At 35.2% G+C, this 20386-nt stretch carries 23 protein-coding genes; 12 read left to right on the top strand and 11 right to left on the bottom strand.

Translation table 11 applies throughout. The features are described 5' to 3' along the window. The first annotated feature begins 107 nt into the window (after positions 1–107). Genes EZM65_RS05715 through EZM65_RS05700 form a run of 4 tightly spaced genes read left to right on the top strand, consistent with a single transcriptional unit; the run spans position 108 to position 2137 of the window. Positions 108–1058, top strand: coding sequence for a 2-hydroxyacid dehydrogenase (locus EZM65_RS05715; protein ID WP_136667594.1), 951 nt, complete (start codon positions 108–110; stop codon positions 1056–1058). Beyond that, positions 1051–1473, top strand: coding sequence for a hypothetical protein (locus EZM65_RS05710; RefSeq protein WP_136667593.1), 423 nt, complete (start codon positions 1051–1053; stop codon positions 1471–1473). Before EZM65_RS05715 ends, EZM65_RS05710 begins: the two co-directional genes overlap by 8 nt. Beyond that, positions 1470–1838, top strand: coding sequence for a VOC family protein (locus EZM65_RS05705; protein ID WP_136667592.1), 369 nt, complete (start codon positions 1470–1472; stop codon positions 1836–1838). Before EZM65_RS05710 ends, EZM65_RS05705 begins: the two co-directional genes overlap by 4 nt. Positions 1839–1861: 23 nt before the next feature. Then, positions 1862–2137, top strand: coding sequence for a TM2 domain-containing protein (locus tag EZM65_RS05700; RefSeq protein ID WP_136667591.1), 276 nt, complete (start codon positions 1862–1864; stop codon positions 2135–2137). 15 nt (positions 2138–2152) lie between these two features. Here EZM65_RS05700 and EZM65_RS05695 read toward each other — a convergent pair whose 3' ends face one another. Then, positions 2153–3976, bottom strand: a complete 1824-nt coding sequence (locus EZM65_RS05695; RefSeq protein ID WP_136667590.1) for a GNAT family N-acyltransferase — start codon at positions 3974–3976, stop codon at positions 2153–2155. Between the two features lie 194 nt (positions 3977–4170). Between EZM65_RS05695 and EZM65_RS05690 the strand changes: the two genes are divergently transcribed. The 4 genes from EZM65_RS05690 to EZM65_RS05675 all read left to right on the top strand — a co-directional run bounded on the left by EZM65_RS05690 (position 4171) and on the right by EZM65_RS05675 (position 8261). Continuing rightward, complete coding sequence (locus EZM65_RS05690) at positions 4171–4938, top strand: exodeoxyribonuclease III (RefSeq protein WP_136667589.1); 768 nt, start codon at positions 4171–4173, stop codon at positions 4936–4938. A gap of 9 nt (positions 4939–4947) precedes the next feature. Further along, on the top strand, positions 4948–6162 hold the full coding sequence (locus tag EZM65_RS05685; protein ID WP_136667588.1) for a hypothetical protein: 1215 nt from the start codon (positions 4948–4950) through the stop codon (positions 6160–6162). Between the two features lie 8 nt (positions 6163–6170). After that, on the top strand, positions 6171–7139 hold the full coding sequence (locus tag EZM65_RS05680; RefSeq protein ID WP_136667587.1) for an OmpA family protein: 969 nt from the start codon (positions 6171–6173) through the stop codon (positions 7137–7139). Between the two features lie 87 nt (positions 7140–7226). Continuing rightward, entirely contained in the window at positions 7227–8261 is a 1035-nt protein-coding gene (locus EZM65_RS05675; RefSeq protein WP_136667586.1) for an aldo/keto reductase, read from the top strand. 1 nt (position 8262) lies between these two features. Here EZM65_RS05675 and EZM65_RS05670 read toward each other — a convergent pair whose 3' ends face one another. From EZM65_RS05670 to hemA, 10 genes are all read right to left on the bottom strand, one after another. Then, the gene (locus EZM65_RS05670; protein WP_136667585.1) at positions 8263–8733 is read right to left on the bottom strand and encodes a methylated-DNA--[protein]-cysteine S-methyltransferase; all 471 of its coding nucleotides are present in this window, start codon (positions 8731–8733) and stop codon (positions 8263–8265) included. 104 nt (positions 8734–8837) lie between these two features. Beyond that, complete coding sequence (locus EZM65_RS05665) at positions 8838–9221, bottom strand: c-type cytochrome (protein ID WP_136667584.1); 384 nt, start codon at positions 9219–9221, stop codon at positions 8838–8840. 91 nt (positions 9222–9312) lie between these two features. Next, positions 9313–10320, bottom strand: a complete 1008-nt coding sequence (gene hemB / locus EZM65_RS05660; protein ID WP_136667583.1) for a porphobilinogen synthase — start codon at positions 10318–10320, stop codon at positions 9313–9315. 77 nt (positions 10321–10397) lie between these two features. Then, positions 10398–10751 carry a four helix bundle protein gene (locus EZM65_RS05655; protein ID WP_136667582.1) on the bottom strand — a complete coding sequence of 118 codons (354 nt, stop codon included), beginning with the start codon at positions 10749–10751 and terminating at the stop codon, positions 10398–10400. Positions 10752–10769: 18 nt separating this feature from the next. Next, positions 10770–11726: an oxygen-dependent coproporphyrinogen oxidase gene (hemF, locus tag EZM65_RS05650; protein WP_136667581.1), complete on the bottom strand. Its 957-nt coding sequence runs from the start codon at positions 11724–11726 to the stop codon at positions 10770–10772. Then, the gene (locus EZM65_RS05645; RefSeq protein ID WP_169051646.1) at positions 11716–12261 is read right to left on the bottom strand and encodes a GNAT family N-acetyltransferase; all 546 of its coding nucleotides are present in this window, start codon (positions 12259–12261) and stop codon (positions 11716–11718) included. Before EZM65_RS05645 ends, hemF begins: the two co-directional genes overlap by 11 nt. Next, the gene (gene hemE / locus EZM65_RS05640) at positions 12251–13276 is read right to left on the bottom strand and encodes a uroporphyrinogen decarboxylase (protein WP_136667580.1); all 1026 of its coding nucleotides are present in this window, start codon (positions 13274–13276) and stop codon (positions 12251–12253) included. The genes EZM65_RS05645 and hemE overlap by 11 nt, the downstream gene beginning before the upstream one ends. Positions 13277–13345: 69 nt before the next feature. Continuing rightward, positions 13346–14032 (bottom strand): uroporphyrinogen-III synthase, encoded by a 687-nt coding sequence (locus EZM65_RS05635; RefSeq protein WP_136667579.1) that lies wholly within the window; start codon positions 14030–14032, stop codon positions 13346–13348. 2 nt (positions 14033–14034) lie between these two features. Beyond that, positions 14035–14964 (bottom strand): hydroxymethylbilane synthase, encoded by a 930-nt coding sequence (gene hemC / locus EZM65_RS05630; RefSeq protein ID WP_136667578.1) that lies wholly within the window; start codon positions 14962–14964, stop codon positions 14035–14037. A 5-nt stretch (positions 14965–14969) separates the two neighbouring features. Beyond that, the gene (gene hemA / locus EZM65_RS05625; protein ID WP_136667577.1) at positions 14970–16217 is read right to left on the bottom strand and encodes a glutamyl-tRNA reductase; all 1248 of its coding nucleotides are present in this window, start codon (positions 16215–16217) and stop codon (positions 14970–14972) included. A gap of 228 nt (positions 16218–16445) precedes the next feature. On the opposite strand from hemA, the gene EZM65_RS05620 reads away from it, so the two are divergent. From EZM65_RS05620 to EZM65_RS05605, 4 genes are read left to right on the top strand one after another with little or no spacing between them, the layout of a single operon-like run. Then, entirely contained in the window at positions 16446–17312 is an 867-nt protein-coding gene (locus EZM65_RS05620) for a helix-turn-helix transcriptional regulator (protein WP_136667576.1), read from the top strand. Continuing rightward, on the top strand, positions 17312–18328 hold the full coding sequence (gene hemH, locus EZM65_RS05615) for a ferrochelatase (RefSeq protein ID WP_136667575.1): 1017 nt from the start codon (positions 17312–17314) through the stop codon (positions 18326–18328). The genes EZM65_RS05620 and hemH overlap by 1 nt, the downstream gene beginning before the upstream one ends. 29 nt (positions 18329–18357) lie before the next feature. Next, positions 18358–18909 (top strand): CopD family protein, encoded by a 552-nt coding sequence (locus tag EZM65_RS05610; protein ID WP_136667574.1) that lies wholly within the window; start codon positions 18358–18360, stop codon positions 18907–18909. Next, positions 18910–20385 (top strand): ATP-binding protein, encoded by a 1476-nt coding sequence (locus tag EZM65_RS05605; RefSeq protein WP_136667573.1) that lies wholly within the window; start codon positions 18910–18912, stop codon positions 20383–20385. Position 20386 lies beyond the last annotated feature (1 nt).

The raw sequence follows: 20386 nt of genomic DNA, 5'->3' as shown, positions 1-20386 counted from the left end.
ATGCAAAAGTACCACTTCTTTATTAAGAAAAAACATAAAAATAACTTAAAAAAATTTTAACAAATCATTTCAAATTGAATAACTTTGAGAAGCATTACATATTATAAATGACATTTTCAGACATAAAAATACTGCATATTGACAGCAATCACCCGCTGCTTTGGAAACAATTAGAAGAAGCTGGTTTTCAGAATTTTGAGGATTTTTCGTCTTCAAAAGAAGAAATCGAAAAAAAGATTTCCAACTTTCACGGCATTGTTATCCGCAGCCGTTTTAAAATCGACAAGACTTTTTTAGACAAAGCAACGAATCTTCAATTCATTGCCCGTGTGGGAGCTGGTCTGGAAAGTATTGATTGTGATTATGCCCAAACTAAAGGAATCCATCTCATTGCAGCCCCGGAAGGTAACAGGAATGCCGTAGGTGAGCACGCATTAGGAATGCTGCTTTCGCTTTTTAATAATCTAAACAAGGCTGATAAAGAGGTAAAATCAGGACATTGGAACCGTGAATCCAACCGTGGCCACGAACTTGACGGAAAAACCGTTGGCATTATCGGCTATGGCAATATGGGAAAATCATTTGCAAAAAAACTAAGAGGTTTTGACGTTGAAACACTTTGCTATGACATTTTACCCAATGCAGGTGATGAAAACGCCCGTCAGGTTTCACTTGAAGAATTTCAGCAAAAAGCCGATGTGGTTAGTTTGCATACCCCTTGGACTCCAGAGACCGATAAAATGATCAACACAGATTTTATCAATGCTTTTACAAAACCCTTTTGGTTTATCAATACTGCCCGGGGAAACAGCGTCGTAACAGCCGATTTAGTTAATGGATTGGAATCCGGTAAAATCTTAGGCACAGGACTTGATGTTCTTGAATACGAAAAACTGTCTTTTGAAGCTTTATTTGAAGGAGAAAAACCGGAAGCGTTTGATTATTTACTCATAGCAGATAATGTATTATTAACTCCGCACATTGCAGGATGGACTCATGAAAGCAAAGAAAAACTGGCACAAACAATTGTAAACAAAATCATTAAACTATATGAATAAAAAAAGTTACTATTTAGTTATTACTGTTGGTATTATAACGTGTCTCAGCTTTTTTCCACATGCTTTTTTAGGAATGCAGGCAGTGATGGAACATATTGAAAAAGGCGAAATTCAGGAACCAGCGGCAAATGGCATGCGGATGATTTGGTTTTATTCTTCAATCATGATGCTGATTTCCGGTATTTGGCTGCTTATTTTGGCAAACCATATCTTGATAGGGAGTCACAAAGCACGTTTACAAGTTCTGGTTTTAGGCATAGGTTTAGCTGTCTTTGGTTTAGGCTGTACTTACATTTCAGGAAAAATAGATCCAATGTTTATTTTTACGATTGAAGGAATACTTTTAATCATTGCTACTACTTTTACCTATAAAAAAGCGCATCATTTATACGAACATAACCCAACAGAACTATGAAGCGGGTAACAGGAATAGGAGGATTATTCTTCAAAACCAAAAATCCATCAATTATTAACGAATGGTATGGCAAACATCTTGGTTTACCGGCAAATGATTACGGAGCAAGTTTTGAATGGAAGGATAAAAACGGCAACGACTGCAGCACACAATGGTCTCCGTTTAAGGAAGACAGTGACTATTTTGCACCCAGCGAAAAACCTTTCATGGTAAATTTCAGAGTTGAAAATTTAGAAGAACTTTTAAAAGTTTTAGCAGAAGAAGGTGTAACAATTGTAGGTGAAATGCAGACTTATGAGTATGGAAAATTCGGATGGATTTTAGATCCGGATGGAAACAAAATTGAACTTTGGGAACCTATGTAAAAACAAACTAAAAAAACTATTATATGCAAACAACCAGACCAAGAGAAGATTGGAATAATCCGCAGCCTGTTCAGGAAAACAAAAAAGTTATTTGTGGTGTACTTGGAATTTTATTAGGAAGTTTGGGGGTACACAAATTCGTATTAGGATATACAACTGAAGGTATCATTCAAATTATACTTAATATATTTTGCGGCCTGGGCGGTCTTATAGGCCTTATAGAAGGAATTATATATCTGACAAAAACTGATGAAGAGTTTTACAACACTTACCAGCTAAATAAAAAACCCTGGTTCTAAACAAAAAACCGAGGGTTATTCCTCGGTTTTTTTATGATTATTTTCTTCTGCCAGTTTTCTTTCCAATTCTGCCTGAAATTCTTCCATTACAGGTTTCACCGTACTTTCAGGTAAATCAGCAATTCTAATATACATCAAACCGTCAACAGCATTATTAAATAAAGGATCAACATTAAAAGCCACTACTCTGGCATTTTGCTTTATGTATTTTTTAATCAAAACGGGCAAACGCAGATTCCCCGGTTCAACTTCATCAATAATTTTATCAAATTTATTCAAATCTGATTCGGCTTCATTGAATACAAAGTCTTTATCAGCATCTTTTAGTTTGACTTTATACTCCTTTTTAGGATGTATATACTGCGCCACATAAGGATCATAGAAATTGGATTTCATGAATTCAATCATCAATGATTTTGAGAATTCAGAAAACTGATTACTGATACTTACCCCTCCTATCAGGAATTTATGCTCAGGATAACGTAAGGTAGTATGCACGATTCCTTTCCAAAGCAGGAATAAAGGCATTGGTTTTTGCTGGTACTCATTTATAATGAAAGCACGACCCATTTCGATAGACTTGCTCATCATGTCATACAATTCAGGCTCAAAACGGAATAAATCCTGTAAATAAAAACCATTTATACCATACTTGGCATAAATCCTTGACCCTAACCCCATACGATAAGCCCCGGCAATTTGCTTCGTATCATCATCCCATAAAAACATATGATGGTAATACTTGTCAAACTTATCAAGGTCAATCGATTCGTTCGTCCCTTCACCTACTGCACGGAAAGTAACTTCACGCAACCTTCCTATTTCATGTAAAATATTAGGAATTTCTGAAGCTTCGGTCAAGAATACTTCATAATTTTTACTTTGCAGTAAACGGGCATCTTTTTGTCGGAGTTTTTCAACTTCTTCAATCATTTTGCCCTGATTAGCCCCGGTAACTATAGTTTTTGCAGGCTTGGCAGTTGTTTTTATAATAGGTGCCTGCAACAGCTTAGGCTCTTCAGCAAAAGCATTAGCAAGCATATAGGTTTTCTTTCTTAAAAATTCAGTGTAATCTTCAAGCGTTTGATATTCATTCTGCTCTGCAACAGAAATCGGTTTCCCGATACGGACTTTAATAACCCTGTCTTTTTGCGTCAATAACTCAGAAGGCAGTTTAGCAGTACGTAAAGTATCACTTATTTTTGACAGGAAATAAAACAGCTTGCTGTTCTTAGCGTGGAAATAGATAGGAATAACCGGCACCTGGGCTTTTCGGATAACTTTTATGGCACCTTCCTCCCATTCTTTATCAACCACTAATTTACCATCCCGGTAGGTGGAAACCTCACCTGCTGGAAACATCCCTAACGGCTTACCATCACTCAAATGACGGAAAGTCTCCTTCAATCCTATTACACTGGATTTGGCATCCTTATGCGTTTCAAAAGGATTTACAGGCATAATATAGGGCTTCAAAGGCTCTATGCGGTGTAATAAAAAATTGGCTATAATTTTGAAATTGGGCTCGCGCTCCAACATCAATTTTAAAAGTAAAATGCCGTCAATTCCTCCAAGCGGATGATTGGAAATAGTAATGTACGGCCCTTCTTTAGGCAAACGCTTTAAATCCTCTTCAGGAATTTCAAATTTAATCTGAAACTCATCCAAAATAGCATTCAGGAATTCAACATCTTTCAAATGTTTATTCCTGTCATAAATTTTATTAAGAGTAGAAATTTGAAGCACTTTTGTAAGCAACCATCCCGAAAAGGTTCCTAACGGACCGTATTTATCAGTTTTAATCGCTTTTGCAACTTCTTTTGCGGTAACTAAACCCATTTATAATTATGATTAATGCAAGTCACAAATATAACAAAAGTTAAGTGAATAAGTTTATTTTTAATCTTTATAAGTCCAATAAATTTAATTTTTATATTTAAAATACCTGAAAATTAGACAGTTGATAATTCCAATAAAATTTCTTCGGTCAGCAATCAATAATTACTTATTTTTGAAAAATCTAGATATCTAAAATGAAAATTATTTCTTACAACGTAAACGGAATCCGTGCTGCGATTACAAAAGGTTTCCTTGAATGGTTACAGGCAGCAAATCCAGATGTAATTTGCCTGCAGGAAATTAAAGCCACGCATGATCAAATTCCTGTAATGGATATTGAAATGGCCGGGTATCCTTACCAGTATTATTTCCCCGCCGAAAAAAAAGGCTATAGCGGCGTGGCAATCCTGTCAAAAACTGAACCCAAAAATGTAGCATACGGCACCGGTATTGACTACATGGATAAAGAAGGCCGTAATTTGAGAGTGGATTTTGACAATTGCTCTGTCATGAGTTTATATTTACCGTCAGGAACTAATATTGACCGATTGGACCATAAGTTTACTTACATGGATGATTTTCATGATTACGCAAATAACTTGAAAAAAGAAATCCCTAATCTTATCATTTGCGGCGATTACAACATTTGTCACGAAGCTATCGATATACATGACCCAATCCGTAATGCGAAGATTTCAGGTTTTTTACCTGAAGAGCGTGCCTGGCTGGATAAGTTCATGAAATCTGGTTTTGTAGACAGTTTCCGTCACTTTAACAAAGAACCTCATAACTATAGTTGGTGGAGTTATCGCGCCAATGCCCGTGAAAACAACAAAGGCTGGAGAATCGATTATTGTCTGGTAAACGAGCCTATGAAAGAGCGGATGAAACGTGCTTTTATTCTTCCGGATGCCAAACATTCAGACCATTGTCCGGTAGTTGTAGAAATAGAAAACAATTAGAAATTAAAAATGATACAAAATTTTATTAAAAAAGGAGTTTACATCGCCATCATCTTATGCACTTTCAGCTTTTACGCTCAAATCCGTTTTGAAAAGGGATATTTTATTGATAATAATGGTGTAAAAACCGAATGCTATATAAAAAACAAACCTTTCAGTGATAATCCAAAATATTTTAAGTACAAATTAAATCCAGATGAAAAAGAATTAAAAGAAATTGACATTACAAATATTAAAGAATTAGGAATTGACAATACTATAAAATATGTAAAAAAAGAGGTGAAATATGATATTTCCAGCCAGTCACTAAACGAATTAACTGAAAAAAGAGATCCTATATGGGAAAACAAAACACTTTTATTAAGTGTTTTGATTGAAGGAGATGCTACTCTTTACGAATACCTTGACAAGAATTTGCCAAAGTATTTTTATGAGTTGGGAGACACACCTATTGAGCAGCTTGTATACAAAAGATACTATAACAACAATATAGCCAATAACCCCAACAATTCAACTATAGCTATAAATAATGATTTTCAGAAACAATTGTTTGAAAAATTAAATTATCAAAACGCACAACCTTCTTTCTTTTTAGAAATCAAGTACAATAAAAAAAGTTTATCAGATTATTTCAAAGCTTATAATTTACATAAAAACAATACTGTGATTCAGTATAACGGTAATATACATGCATCTTCTATGAATTTTAAACTTCAGAGTGGAATAATGAAGCACAATCTTAGAGATAATTCAAGTCAAAATCAAACAGTGGCATATTCAGAAAAAAATCCGTTTTTAACTTTAGGCGCAGAAATAGAATATCTTTTCTTTAGAAATAAATGGGCAACTTTCTTAAACACTAATTTTCAAAAATTTAATTATAAAGTTACAACTACAGATCATTATAGTCCAAACCCATTATTTGACAGGGTATATACCGCAGATGTGGACATAAACTATCTGGCTGTTTACTTTGGAGCAAAACATTACATGTATATAAATAAAAATTCAAGTCTTTATATTGGATTATCAATTCTTTTGACAGAAAAACATAACACTAAAATAAAAGGAGAGACTGATAATCATGAGTATTCAATACCAATAAAGAATTTAATTTTAGGATATAGCTACAAGTCAAAATTATTTATTGAAACCAGGGACGGCAATTCATTGATTTTATCCTATAAATTATTTGATTCTAATAAAAAGAAATCATCCAAATAAATCCAATCATGATAAGAAGAACTTCCATAGCATTATTATTCTTAGCACTGAGCACAACTTCCTGTGTGTCTAAGAAGATATACACTGATTTAGAAAATAAATTTGCCGAATTGAAAAAAGAACGCAATGCACTGGCAGATGAAAATGAATTGTTGAAATCCGGAAAAAGCCAATCGGATTTAGACAATACTAATTTAAAAGCTGAATTAGAAAAATTAAAAACCGAAAGAGCAAAACTGGCTGCTGATTATGAAGCCACGAGCAATAATTTAAAAACACTGCAAAACTCTTACAATGCTTTAGAGAAAAACAGCGATGAGGCCTTAAAAGCAAACATGGATAAAAACCGTGAACTTTTAGCGCAATTAGAAGCAAAAGAAAAAGCTTTGGCTTCAGAAAAGGCACGTCTGGATAAATTAAGCAAAGACTTTAAGGACCGTTCTGACAGAGTTGCCGAACTGGAGAACCTAATCGCCGCGAAAGAAGCAGCTATGAAAAAACTTCGTGAAACGTTGTCAAAATCCTTAAAAGCATTTGAAGGAAAAGGATTGATTGTTCATCAAAAAGACGGTAAAGTATATGTTTCTATGGAAAACAAATTGCTTTTTGAATCTGGGAGCTGGAATGTAGGTGCCGAAGGTAAAAAAGCAGTTGATTTAGTTGGTAAGGTTTTAGGAGACAATCCGGACATTTCAGTACTTATTGAAGGGCATACCGACAATGACAAAATCACAGGAACTTTAGCCGGTGGTGTTGAAAGCAACTGGGATCTATCTACAAAACGCGCTACAGCAATTGTTAATATATTATCAGCTAATTCAAAAGTAAAAAAAGAAAATCTTACCGCAGCGGGACGAAGTGAGTACAATCCTTTAGTTTCAAATGAAAACGCTGACGGAAAAGCTAAAAACCGACGAATTGAAATTATCTTAACACCTAAGTTAGACGAATTGACTAAGGCATTAAATGAAATTTAATAATTACAAAGGCTTCAAAATTTGAAGCCTTTTTTTATACAATTCCTTTTATCTTTGCACCTCAAAATATTCATACCCCATTAAAAAATGAAATACATCACACTTCCTCATACCAATCTTGAAGTCAGCGACATTTGCCTCGGCACCATGACATTTGGCAATCAAAACTCAGAATCTGAAGCACATGCCCAAATGGATTATGCTTTTGAACGCGGTATAAACTTTTTTGACACTGCGGAAATGTATCCTATTGGAGGAAATGCTCAAATTTTCGGAAATACTGAACGACACATTGGAAGTTGGTTTAAAAAATCAGGAAAACGCGATAAAGTAATTTTAGCAACAAAAATAGCCGGACCTAATAGAGGTTTGGAATACATTCGCCAGCCTTTGGATTTCTCTAAAAAAAGCATCCATGAAGCAGTTGAATTGAGCTTAAAAAATCTTCAGACTGATTACATCGATTTATACCAAACGCACTGGCCGGAACGTGTAATGAACATGTTTGGTAAAAGAGGAATTACTGAAGTGGATTCACAATGGAAAGAAAATATTTTTGAAGTACTTACCATTTTTGAAGGACTGATTAAAGAAGGAAAAATAAAACATATAGGAGTTTCTAATGAAAATCCCTGGGGTGTAATGCGTTTTTTAATCGAAGCTGAAAAGCATAACTTACCAAGAATTGCTACGATTCAAAACCCGTATTCTCTTTTAAACCGTTTGTTTGAAGTGGGTTTATCAGAAGTTTGTATGCGTGAAAATGTTGGGTTATTAGCTTATTCACCTCTTGCTTTTGGATTTCTTACCGGTAAATATTTAAACGGCACTCCAGCTAATTCACGTATGGGTACGTTTCCTAACTTTACACGATACACCAATGAAAATTGTTATAAAGTAACAAAAGAATATCAGGATTTGGCTCATAGTCTAGGACTTACCTTAACCGAATTATCTCTGGCTTTTGTGTACCATCAAAAATTCGTGACCTCAACTATTATTGGTGCAACAAGTGTTGACCAATTGGAAGAAAACATCAATGCTTTTGATGTTCGTTTAACGGATGAAGTGATAGATGCAATAAATAAGATTCAGGAGTCACAGCCTAATCCGGCTCCCTGATTTAGAACAAAGACTGTTGTTTGCTGGGATTTTCATGTTCCAGCAACCATTTCTTTCTCCATAACCCCCCAGCATATCCTGTAAGTGAACCATCTGTTCCTATAACACGGTGACACGGAACCACAATCCAAAGTGGGTTTTTACCATTGGCCGAAGCCACGGCGCGGATTGCTTTTACATCTCCTAATTTTTTAGACAAATCTAGATAAGACATTGTTTTTCCAAAAGGAATATTTAATAGTTCCTGCCAGACTTTTTGCTGGAAATCTGTACCTTTTGGATTGAGTTTAAAAGTGAATTCAGTTCTTTTGCCTTCAAAATATTCCTGAAGTTGGGTAACCGCATCCAGAAGTTCTGTTGGAATTTCAATTGACAATTCTCCTTCCGATAAAACAGAAATAACAGCAACACCGTTTTCATCACCTTCAATTTTTGTGATTCCTAACGGCGAATTGATAAAAGCTGTTTTCATACGTGTCATTTAACCGCAATGTACGCAAAGTTTCCGCAAAGCACACAAAGTCATTACTAAATTAGTATAACTCCTTCCTTAGTGTTCTTTGCGGTTACGTTAAATTAGAAACTTAAAATGTAAGCTTCCAATGCCTTTAACTCTTCTTCGGGAAGATTTTTAGTAACAGCAAAATTGGTTTTCATTGTGGCATACTGACTTGGATCAACAATAGGCTCACCTTTTTCTTTAAGAAATTCTGAAATACTAGCCCCTTTCTCTTTATAAATTTTTGCAATTTCTTTTATAGAAGGACCTACTGTTTTTGTTTCAGATTTATGACAGGTATAACAAACACCCTTACCCTCAAAAATTTCTTTTCCTAATTCTTCAGGCTTTAGAGAGGCATTCTCAGCAATTTCAGCACTAGGTTTCCCAAAGTTTTCTCCACTTTCTTTTTTGCAAGAGAATAAAAATCCGATTAATGATAATAATAGTAATTTCTTCATTTTAGACTTTAAATGTTCTTCCGAGTAAAAAAAAGGAATCCCACAGGGTTAAGTTTATAAGATTCCTCTTCGTCGAAATGACAAGATTGTTTTATTTATTTAATAAAATAGCTGCTTCTTTGGCAAAATACGTAGAAATTAAACTAGCACCAGCACGTTTGATACACATCAATTGCTCCATCATTATTTTATCATGATCCAGCCAACCTCTTTCGGCAGCCGCTTTAATCATGGCATATTCACCGGAAACATGAAAAACGGTAACAGGAACATCCACCGCATTTTTAACTTCACGAACGATATCTAAATAGGCAATCCCAGGTTTTACCATTACCATATCAGCACCTTCCTCTACATCCCATAACGCTTCTTTAACCGCTTCGATACGGTTTGCATAATCCATTTGGTAGGTCTTTTTATCTTTCGGTACCTCGACAGGCTCAGCACCCGATTCATCTTTTGGAGCACTGTCCAAAGCATCGCGAAACGGACCATAAAACGCAGAAGCATATTTAGCGGAATAACTCATGATTCCCACATTATGGAAACCAGCTGCATCCAATCCCTGACGTAAACGCAACACACGACCGTCCATCATATCGCTTGGCGCTACAAAATCGGCACCTGCCTGTCCGTGTGAAACCGCCATTTTTACCAAAGCATCGTTGGTAGCGTCATTGGCTACATCTCCTTTTTCAATGATTCCATCATGACCATAAATCGAATACGGATCTAACGCCACATCCGGCATGACAATCATCTCCGGACAAGCCGCTTTAATGGCACGAATTGCATTTTGCATCAAACCATCTGGATTCCAGGCTTCTTTACCGGTATTATCTTTTAAACTATCATTTACTTTTACGTAAATATTAACCGCTCTGATTCCTAAAGTGTATAATTCTTTAACCTCTTCAACTGTCAGATCCAATGTCCTGCGGTAAATACCCGGCATTGAAGGCACTTCAACTTTGTTGTTTTCACCTTCCATGATAAACATTGGAAACATAAAGTCGGTTGGACTTAAACTGGTTTCTCTGACTAAACTTCTTATAGATTCGTTGACTCTTAAACGACGGCCTCTGTGTAATGGAAACATAACTTATAGCTTTTAGCTGACAGCTTTTAGCAATTAGCTTTTGCTGTTAGCGATTATTTTTTCTTTAATTTTAGCCTTTATTTTTCTAGCGTTGATATTAATTTATTGAGCATCTTTTTTACTTCTTCTATATTAGAAATCAGAACTGATGCTATTTCATTATCTATATAATTCAAATCTTTAGATAAAATTAGTTGATATTCTATTTCATTGGAGGAACCAAAGGCAATATATAGAAATCTGCAAAATTCTTTATCACTATTTCTTCCGGCACCTTCTGAAATATTGGTAGGGATTGAAGAAGAAGATCTTCTCATTTGACTTACTAACCCAAATACTTCTTCTTTAGGATATTGTTTTGTAATTTTATAAATATCTAAAACCAACTGATGTGATTTCTGCCAAACAATATATTTTTTATAATCTCTCATAAATAAAACAGCTAAAAGCTAATTGCTGTCAGCTAAAAGCCAATCTTTAGGATGCTGTAATACATTTATTAATTTTTCTTCTTCACTACCTTTTTCAGGATGATGATCATACACCCATTGAACGTGTGGTGGCAAACTCATCAAAATACTTTCTATTCTACCATTGGTTTTCAATCCAAAAAGTGTTCCTTTATCGTGAACCAAATTGAATTCTACATAACGACCACGACGGATTTCCTGCCAAGTGCGATTAGCTTCAGTGTATGGTAAGTCTTTTCTTCTTTCCACAATTGGAACATAGGCCTGTAAGAACGAATTACCAACTTCGGTAACGAAATTGTACCAATCTTCCATTTTCATGGTTTCCGTTTCTTTCAAATAATCAAAAAACAAACCACCTATCCCACGTGCTTCATTGCGATGTGCATTCCAGAAATACTCGTCGCATTTCTTTTTATAATTGGGATAGAATTCTGGATTGTGTTTGTCACAGGCTGTTTTACACGTTTGATGAAAATGTTTTGCATCTTCCCCAAATAAATAATAAGGTGTTAAATCCTGTCCGCCCCCAAACCACTGGTTAATAATTTTTCTTTCACCTGCCCCGAGAGACGTGGAACTTGTGCTGAGCTCTGTCGAAGCATACATTTCAAAGTAACGCCAATTCGCATGAACTGTTGGTACCATTGGGTTTTTAGGATGAATAACCAAACTCAATCCACAAGCAAAGAAATCAGCTTCGCCTACACCGAACATTTTTTGCATGGTATCGGGTAATTTACCATGTACCGCCGAAATATTCACACCTCCTTTTTCAAAAACAGCTCCGTTTTCAATGACGCGCGTTCTTCCGCCGCCACCTTCGGGTCTGTCCCATAAATCTTCACGGAATTTAGCAACTCCGTCGATATTTTCTAATCCTTTGCAGATTTGATCTTGAAGGGTTTGTATGTAGGTGTAGAATTTATTTTTCATTGTACAATTCATATAATTCCATATCTAATGGAGTCCCATTGGTTGGAGTAAATTCGTTTATCAATGTTTTTTGCCAAACAAAACCATTATTCTTAGCAACTTTCACACTTCCCAAGTTGGTTTTATGAGCAATAATTTGAAGTGTCTTTAAGCCCAAATCCTCAAAAGCAAAATCAGCCATCTCTTTTACAGCAAATGATGTCAATCCTTTTCCTTCAAATTCTGAACCAATACAATAGGCAAATTCTCCTTGTTTATTGTCCCAATCTATTTTTTTGATAATCATTAAACCCGCAATCTGTTGGTTGTTTTTATCTCGAATAGCAAAGGTGAAATTTGTCTTTTCTTCAATTTCTTTATTCTTAATTGAAATATATTCTTCCGTTTTTTCTAAAGAACTATTCATTTCCAATGTTACTGGAAAAAATAATTTTAATCGCTCCTTATTATCAGACATAAACTGATGCAACTGATTGGAATCAATTGGTTTTAGTTTGTCTATTATATAATATTCAATATTCAAATTATTGACCATATTCCTTCACTGCCTCCACAAAAGCCTTAGCGTGATCTACTGGAATATTAGGTAAAATACCGTGCCCTAAGTTTACGATGTATTTGTCTTTTCCAAATTCGTCAATCATTTCATGAACCATTTTCTTGATGGTTGGAATTGGTGATAACAAACGAGATGGATCAAAGTTTCCTTGTAAGGTAATGTTTCCTCCTGTTAAGTAGCGCGCATTTTTAGGTGAACATGTCCAATCTACACCTAGAGCAGATGCTTTTGATTTTGACATTTCGTTTAACGCAAACCAACAGCCTTTTCCAAAAACAATTACTTCAGTTACTGGAGCCAAAGCTTCCACAATTTGGTTGATGTATTTCCAAGAGAATTCCTGATAATCAACAGGTGATAACATACCTCCCCAAGAATCAAAAATTTGCACCGCATTTACGCCCGATTTTACTTTTTCTTTTAAGTATAAAATGGTAGTATCGGTGATTTTTTGCAATAATGAATGTGCGGCTACTGGGTTTGAGAAACAAAAACCTTTTGCGGTATCAAAACTTTTAGATCCTTTTCCTTCTACTGCATAACAAAAGATTGTCCACGGTGAACCTGCAAAACCAATTAAAGGTACTTCATCGTTCAACATTTCCTTCGTCAATTTGATGGCATCCATTACATAACCAAGGCTTTCTTCGATATTAGGAATAAAAACTTGTTCTACTTGTTCCATCGTGCGAATAGGATTAGGAATAATAGGCCCTAAATTATCCTTTAATTCTACGTGAATTCCCATAGCTCTCGGTACAACCAAAATATCAGAGAATAAAATAGCCGCATCAGGCTTTACAATACGAATAGGCTGTACTGTAATTTCTGCTGCTAGTTCAGGAGTTTCACAACGGGTAAAGAAATCGTATTTATCGCGTAACGCTCTGAATTCTGGTAAATATCTACCTGCCTGACGCATCATCCATACTGGCGGACGTTCAACAGTTTCTCCTTTTAAAGCTCTTAAGAATAGGTCGTTTTTAATCATATTTTCTTGCTTTATGCTTTAAGCTATACGCTTTAAGCTTTTACATTTTAATTGCTTATTGCCTAAAGCTTATTGCTTAAGGCCAAAATAATTGATACATTGAATAATCACGTTTTCAACCGAAGGTTGATTGGCAATTATGATATTATTAGTTATGTTTTCCAATGCTTTTGCAGTAGTAGTACCAATACAAAAACACATTTCATCAGTAATTTTATTTTCTTTTAAATAACTTTCTACTCCCGACGGACTGTAAAACAATATACCATCAGGTTTTGAATTGATTTTTTGTGGTGTCAAGATCGTTTCATAGACTTCAACTTCATTGAACTTAATTCCGTTTGCTTTCAACATTTCAGGCAAAACATCCCGACGTAAATTTCCGCTGAAAAAAGTAAAAGACAAATTAGTATAAGATAAAGAAATTATTTCAGCTAATTCGGTTGCATAACCCGCATAAGCTTGTACAATAAACCCATTTTCTTCTAATAAGGCTTTGGTTTTTATACCTACACAAAAGACTTTTTTGCTTTCTAATTCCAAAAAATTATCAAATTCCAAAACAGCATTAACAGCATTTTGACTGGTAAAAATTAAAGCTTCGTTTATCACTTCGACTCCGCTCAGTGTACTTTTTTGCAATGACTTTGTTGTGATAAAATCGGCTTCTATAACTGATAGGTTAGCATTCAACAAAAACTGCTTCTGATTACTGAGCAGTATTTTTGTTGATAGTATGCGAATGTTTTCAGCCACTGTTATTTTTTCAGCTTTTCTTTAATTTCAGTCATTAATTCGGTACCGCCATTATCCAAAATTTCTTTAGCACAATTCAGTCCCAATTTTTTCCATTCGGAAATATCAAAAGAACGTTTGATTTCTATTTTTTGTTGACCATCAATAGAGAATAACACTCCATTGAAATCAATTTGGTCTGTTTTTTCATTATAAATAGCCAATGCTCCTATAGGTGCTGTACAACCTCCTTCTAAAGTTCTTAAAAACTGTCGTTCGATATAGGTGCTAATTTCTGTTTCGATGTGGTTTAATTCAGATAAAGCTTCCAATGCAAAAGTATCTTCAGCCATCGCAACCACCATCATGGCTCCCTGCGCCGGTGCCGGAATCATCCAATCTAAAGAAATAAATGTTTCGGGTTTCAAGTTCAGACGTTCTAATCCAGCTGCAGCAAATATGGCTCCTCCCCAGTCACTTTCCTGTAATTTTTGAAGTCGGGTATTTACATTTCCACGTAAATCGACAGTTTTATGCTGCGGGTATTTATGCAACCATTGTGCCTGACGACGTAAACTTCCAGTGGCAATAGTGCCTTCTCCTTCAAGGAAATCCAAATTCCCTTTGTGTACTAAAATATCAACCGTATTCGCTCTTTCTAAAACAGCTGCTTGCACAATTCCTTGCGGTAAAGCTGTAGGTACATCTTTCATAGAGTGTACCGCAATATCCACCTGACCAGAAATCATGGCAACATCTAGTGTTTTAGTAAAAATACCCGTAATACCTAATTCGTATAACGGTTTGTCAAGTATAATATCCCCTTGTGATTTTACGGCAACAATTTCAGTCTTGTAACCTAAATCGTTAAGTTGTTTTTCAACCGTGTGAGCTTGCCAAAGCGCTAATTCGCTATCGCGAGTTCCTATTTTTATAATTCGATTTTTTGCCACAGATTTTATTTTTCTAACTGAAATACTTTTTGAATCCAATCGACACTTTCATCAACCGAAGTGTTTTCATCTTTTAAATGATTGGCAAAATGATTGGTAATTTTTTGAATAATGCGGTCGCTTATTATTTCGGCCTGAGCCTCATCAAAATTGCTCATTTTTTTGCGTTGGTAGGCCATTTCGATTTCTTTGATCGATTGTAATTTGGCTTTCAAGGCATGAATCGTTGGTGCGTATTTACGACCTTTGGTCCAAGTCATGAACTCTTCTAGGATTTCATTGATAATGGTCTCTGCCGCTGGAATCTGACTTTTTCTGTTTTCTAAAGTTTCATCTGTGATTTGCGACAAATGATCCATGTGAACTAAAGTCACCCCTTCAACATCCTGAACATTTTCGTTCACATTTTTAGGAATTGATAAATCTAAAACCAACAATGGTTTTTTCAGATTTAAAATAGTTTTATCCACCGTAGGATTTTGCGCTCCTGTAGCTACTACTAAAACATCTGCTTTTTGAATTTCTTCCTGTAAATCAGCATAATCTTTTACGATCAGGTCTAATTTTTTAGCTAGTTTTTCAGCTTTATCTTTAGTACGGTTAATTAGAGTAATATGATCGTGTTTACTGTGTTTCACCAAGTTTTCACACGTATTACGGCCAATTTTTCCTGTACCGAAAAGCAGAATGTTTTTATCGGCTATATCTGGAACAGTTTTGAAAATATACTGCACCGAAGCAAAAGAAACAGAAGTTGCTCCCGAAGAAATTTCGGTTTCATTTTTTACCCTTTTGCTGGCCTGGATAACCGAATTTACCAAACGCTCCATATAAGCATTGGCTAATTCTTTTTCTTTGGAAAGTACAAAAGCCGTCTTGATTTGAGAAATAATTTCAAAGTCTCCTAAAATCTGACTGTCCAATCCTGTCCCTACACGAAACAAATGATTGATAGCTTCTTTGCTTTTGTATACATAAGCTACTTTTTGAAAATCTTCGACAGTTCCCTGACTATTCTCACAAAGTAGTTTGATTAATTGAAATGGGTGTTGTGCAAAACCGTAAATTTCAGTTCTGTTGCAGGTAGAGGTTACAATCAGACTCTCAATACCTTCTGATTTTGCCTGAATAAGTAAATTTTCTTTGGCTTTATCGTCAAGACTAAACTTACCTCTCATTTCAGCATCGGCCTTAAGATAGCTTAACCCTATTGCATAAAATGAAGTCGATTTTACGGGTATATTCTGTGTCATTAAATCCTAATCAAATTTTCGTTACAAATTTAACCTTACACTTTTTATAAAAATAACGCTATAAGTACTATTTGTGTCGCTATAAGTAATTTTTATACTCCAAAAGACTTTTTAGCGATATTTGTTTTATTTTTGCTGTAAAATAAGGTCTTCAGGATTTGTTTATGTAGAATCATTCTAAATAAAAAATTCCCGGCTGACTGAAATTGAAAACTAAAAAGTATCGCTATGAGTTCAGCGGAAGAAATAAAAATAGACGATGAATTTATTTTAATTCGCTTTCAGAATGATTCTGAGGAAGAAATGAAATACGAGCGTCCTGTAAAAACAGGATTGATTCAATTTCATTTTGGATTAAAAGGAAAGGCTAAATTCATCTTTAATAAAGGTAATTATACTTTGGATTTAAAAGATGAAAAATCGCTTTTGTTTTACAATCCGGAAAAAGAATTACCGCTTCATTTAGAAATTGCTCCTAAAACCTGGATCATTTCAATCTTGATTTCCATTAAAAAATTTCATGGTTTATTTACCAGCGATGCTGACCATATTCCTTTTTTAAGCCAGGAAAACCGTGATAGAAAATATTACGGAGAGGAGAACATTACACCTTCAATGGCGATTGTTTTGAATCAGATGTTTCACTACAATCTTAACCCAACGATTAAAAATTTATACTACAAAGGAAAAGGATACGAACTTTTAAGTCTGTTCTTTAATAAAAGTGAGGATCCGGATGTAGAACAATGTCCTTTTTTAGTTGATGAGGAAAATGTAAAGAAGCTGAAAAAAGCAAAAGAAATCATCATAGCCAATATGGCCGAACCACCAAGTTTAGAAGAACTTTCAGAAAAAGTAGGATTAAATCTTAAGAAACTGAAAACAGGCTTTAAGCAGATTTACGGCGATACGGTTTATGGTTTTTTATTTGACTATAAAATGGACTTTGCCCGTAATTTATTAGACAGTGGTTCGTATAATGTGAATGAAGTAGGGTTAAAAATTGGCTACAGCACAGCAAGTCATTTTATAGCAGCATTTAAAAAGAAATTTGGCACTACGCCTAAAAAATATTTATTAGAAAAAACACAGTAATGAAAGGAGTATTATTAGTTAATTTAGGTTCGCCTGAGAGCCCGGATCCAAAAGATGTTAAGCCTTATTTAGATGAATTTTTAATGGATAAGTACGTGATTGATGTTCCGTATTTATTAAGAGCTTTATTAGTCCGCGGCATAATTTTACGTAAAAGACCTGAGGAATCTGCTCATGCTTACGGAAAAATCTGGACTAAAGAAGGTTCTCCTTTGGTTGTTATTTCTAAAAATGTTCAAAAGAAAGTACAACAACGTGTAGACATTCCGGTAGCACTTGCTATGCGCTATGGTTCAATGACCATTCAAAAAGGACTGCAGGAGTTGAAAGATAAAGGTGTTACCGAAGTATTGCTGTTGCCTATGTATCCACAATATGCTATGGCATCGACCAAAACAATTATTGTACTGGCAGAAGAACTGCGTAAAAAACAGTTTCCTGAAATGAAGATCACCTACATTAATTCTTTCTACAATAAAAAAGATTATATCCAGAACCTGGCCGATTCTATCAAAAAACATTTGGAAGGGTTTGATTATGACCATCTTTTATTTTCGTATCATGGAATTCCGGAACGCCACATTCGTAAAACTGACGTAACTACTTCACACTGTAAAATCAACAGCAGTTGTTGTGTGACTGCTTCACCGGCACATGAATTTTGTTACCGTCACCAATGTTTTGAAACAACCCGTCAAGTGGTTGAGCTTTTGAATATTCCAAAAAACAAATACAGCGAAACCTTCCAGTCAAGACTTGCCGGAGACAAATGGCTGGAACCCTACACCGATGTTGAAATAAACAACATGCCTGCCAAAGGAATCAAAAATCTGGCTGTGGTTACTCCTGCATTTGTTGCCGATTGTTTAGAAACTTTAGAAGAAATTGCCATGCGTGCCGATGAAGATTTCAAAGCTCACGGCGGAGAAAACTTTAAGGCTGTTCCATGTTTGAATGAAGATGAAGCATGGATGGACACAATCGCCAATTGGATTAAAGAGTTTCAAGAAAACTGATAAAAAGCAAGGAAAAAGGATTTTTCAACATGGAATTTTACAACTATATCAAATCACTGCATCTCATCTTTGTGATTACCTGGTTTGCAGGTTTGTTCTACATTGTGCGGCTGTTTGTGTATCATGCCGAAGCAAAGCAAAAGCCAGAGCCTGAACAAAGTATTCTGATTAAGCAGTACCAATTAATGCAATACCGCTTGTGGTATATTATTACCTGGCCAAGTGCTGTGTTGGCGAGTTTTTTCGCGTATTGGATGTTGTTTTTTACTGAAGTGGGTCAAGTATGGCTCAAACAACCCTGGATGCATGTAAAACTTGCTTTTGTGTTTCTTTTGTACCTGTATCATTTAAAATGCCATCAAATATTTTTGCAATTGCAAAAAGGCGAAGTAAAACATACTTCAGGTTTTTTTAGGTTGTGGAATGAGGGCGCAACCATTATTTTATTTGCTGTTGTATTTCTTGTGATTTTAAAAAGTGCTGTAAATTGGATTTACGGAGTGATTGGAATTATACTTTTTTCAGTACTTTTAATGCTCGGGTATAAATTCTATAAAAAGATTAGAGAAAAAAATCAGTAAATGGACACCCTTTTTTCAGGTCAAAATCTATCACTTCGTGCCAGAATCTTCATTGCAATGATTCTGATTACGCTGATTTCCTCTGTCCTCATAGCATTGGTATCCATTTTGCATTTTCAGTATGAGAGCCAGGAATACCATCAGGAACGTTTACTGCGCAAGGAAGAACAAATCAAACAGCATATCGAATATGTACTGGAAACAACACCGCACCCCTTAATTACAGCGAATTTAACTTCAATTTTTGAAAACAAAATATTTGAAATTTCCAATATTCACAATCTGGAAATCGACATGTATGATCTGCATGGGAGGTTATTGATCAATTCAAGGGCTCCAAGAATTCCGGGACAGATTTCTTTAAATATTTCTGATAATTTACTGGAACAAATCAAACATGCTCAAAACAACAGATTTGTTGGCGAGGGAGAAGCCAGAGGGGATGTTTACACATTTTCCTACAGCTATCTGATGGACCATATAGAAAATAAACCTATAGGGATTATCCGATTACCTTACAAACAGGACGACAGCTATTACAAACAGGAAATTCAAAACTTTCTTACCATTTTCGGTACGGTTTACTTCGGGATGTTTATACTTTCCATTTGGCTGGCATTTTATTTATCGAGGTATATTACACGTTCATTAGCCACTATCGCCCATCATCTTTCTGAAACCAGTTTAACTGAAAAAAACAAAAAAATAGACTTGGTTTCCAATAGTTCAGAAATTGACCGCTTGGTAGAATCCTACAACAAAATGATTGATGAGCTGGAAGAAAGTGCCAACAAATTAGCACAAAGTGAACGTGAAGGAGCCTGGCGTGAAATGGCGAAACAGGTTGCTCATGAGATTAAAAATCCGCTTACGCCCATGCGCTTAACAGTGCAAAGCTTTGAAATGCGATTTAATCCTGAAGATCCAAACATTAAACAAAAAGTAACTGATTTTTCTAAAACCCTTATACAGCAAATCGATACCATGAGCGCAGTAGCATCTGCGTTTTCCAATTTTGCCTCTATGCCTGCCCAACAAAATGAAACATTAAACGTAATAGATGTAATTAATCTGACTTTAGAAATTTTCAATGAAGAGTACATAGAATATTACCCTTCCACAAAAGAAATTATCACAAAAATAGACCGTACGCAGCTCATCCGTATCATAACTAACTTGGTTAAAAACGCGATACAGGCTATTCCTGAGGAGCAAGGAAATAAAAAAATCATTGTATCTGTCACTAAAGAATCTAATTACGCCATAATCAAAGTACAGGATAATGGCAAAGGTATAGCTCAAGAGGACTTTGAACGGGTATTTGAACCAAAATTCACAACAAAAACCAGCGGTATGGGTCTTGGTTTAGCCATCATTAAAAACATTATAGAAAATTATAACGGAAGCATTACCTTTGAATCAGAGTTAAACAAAGGAACAACATTTAAAGTAACCCTACCCATTGTAAATAATTAAA

It is taken from the genome of Flavobacterium sp. H122 (assembly GCF_004959765.1).
GTDB lineage: Bacteria > Bacteroidota > Bacteroidia > Flavobacteriales > Flavobacteriaceae > Flavobacterium.
Note: the sequence above shows the minus strand (reverse complement) of the source record. Positions and strands in the feature narration are given on the sequence as shown.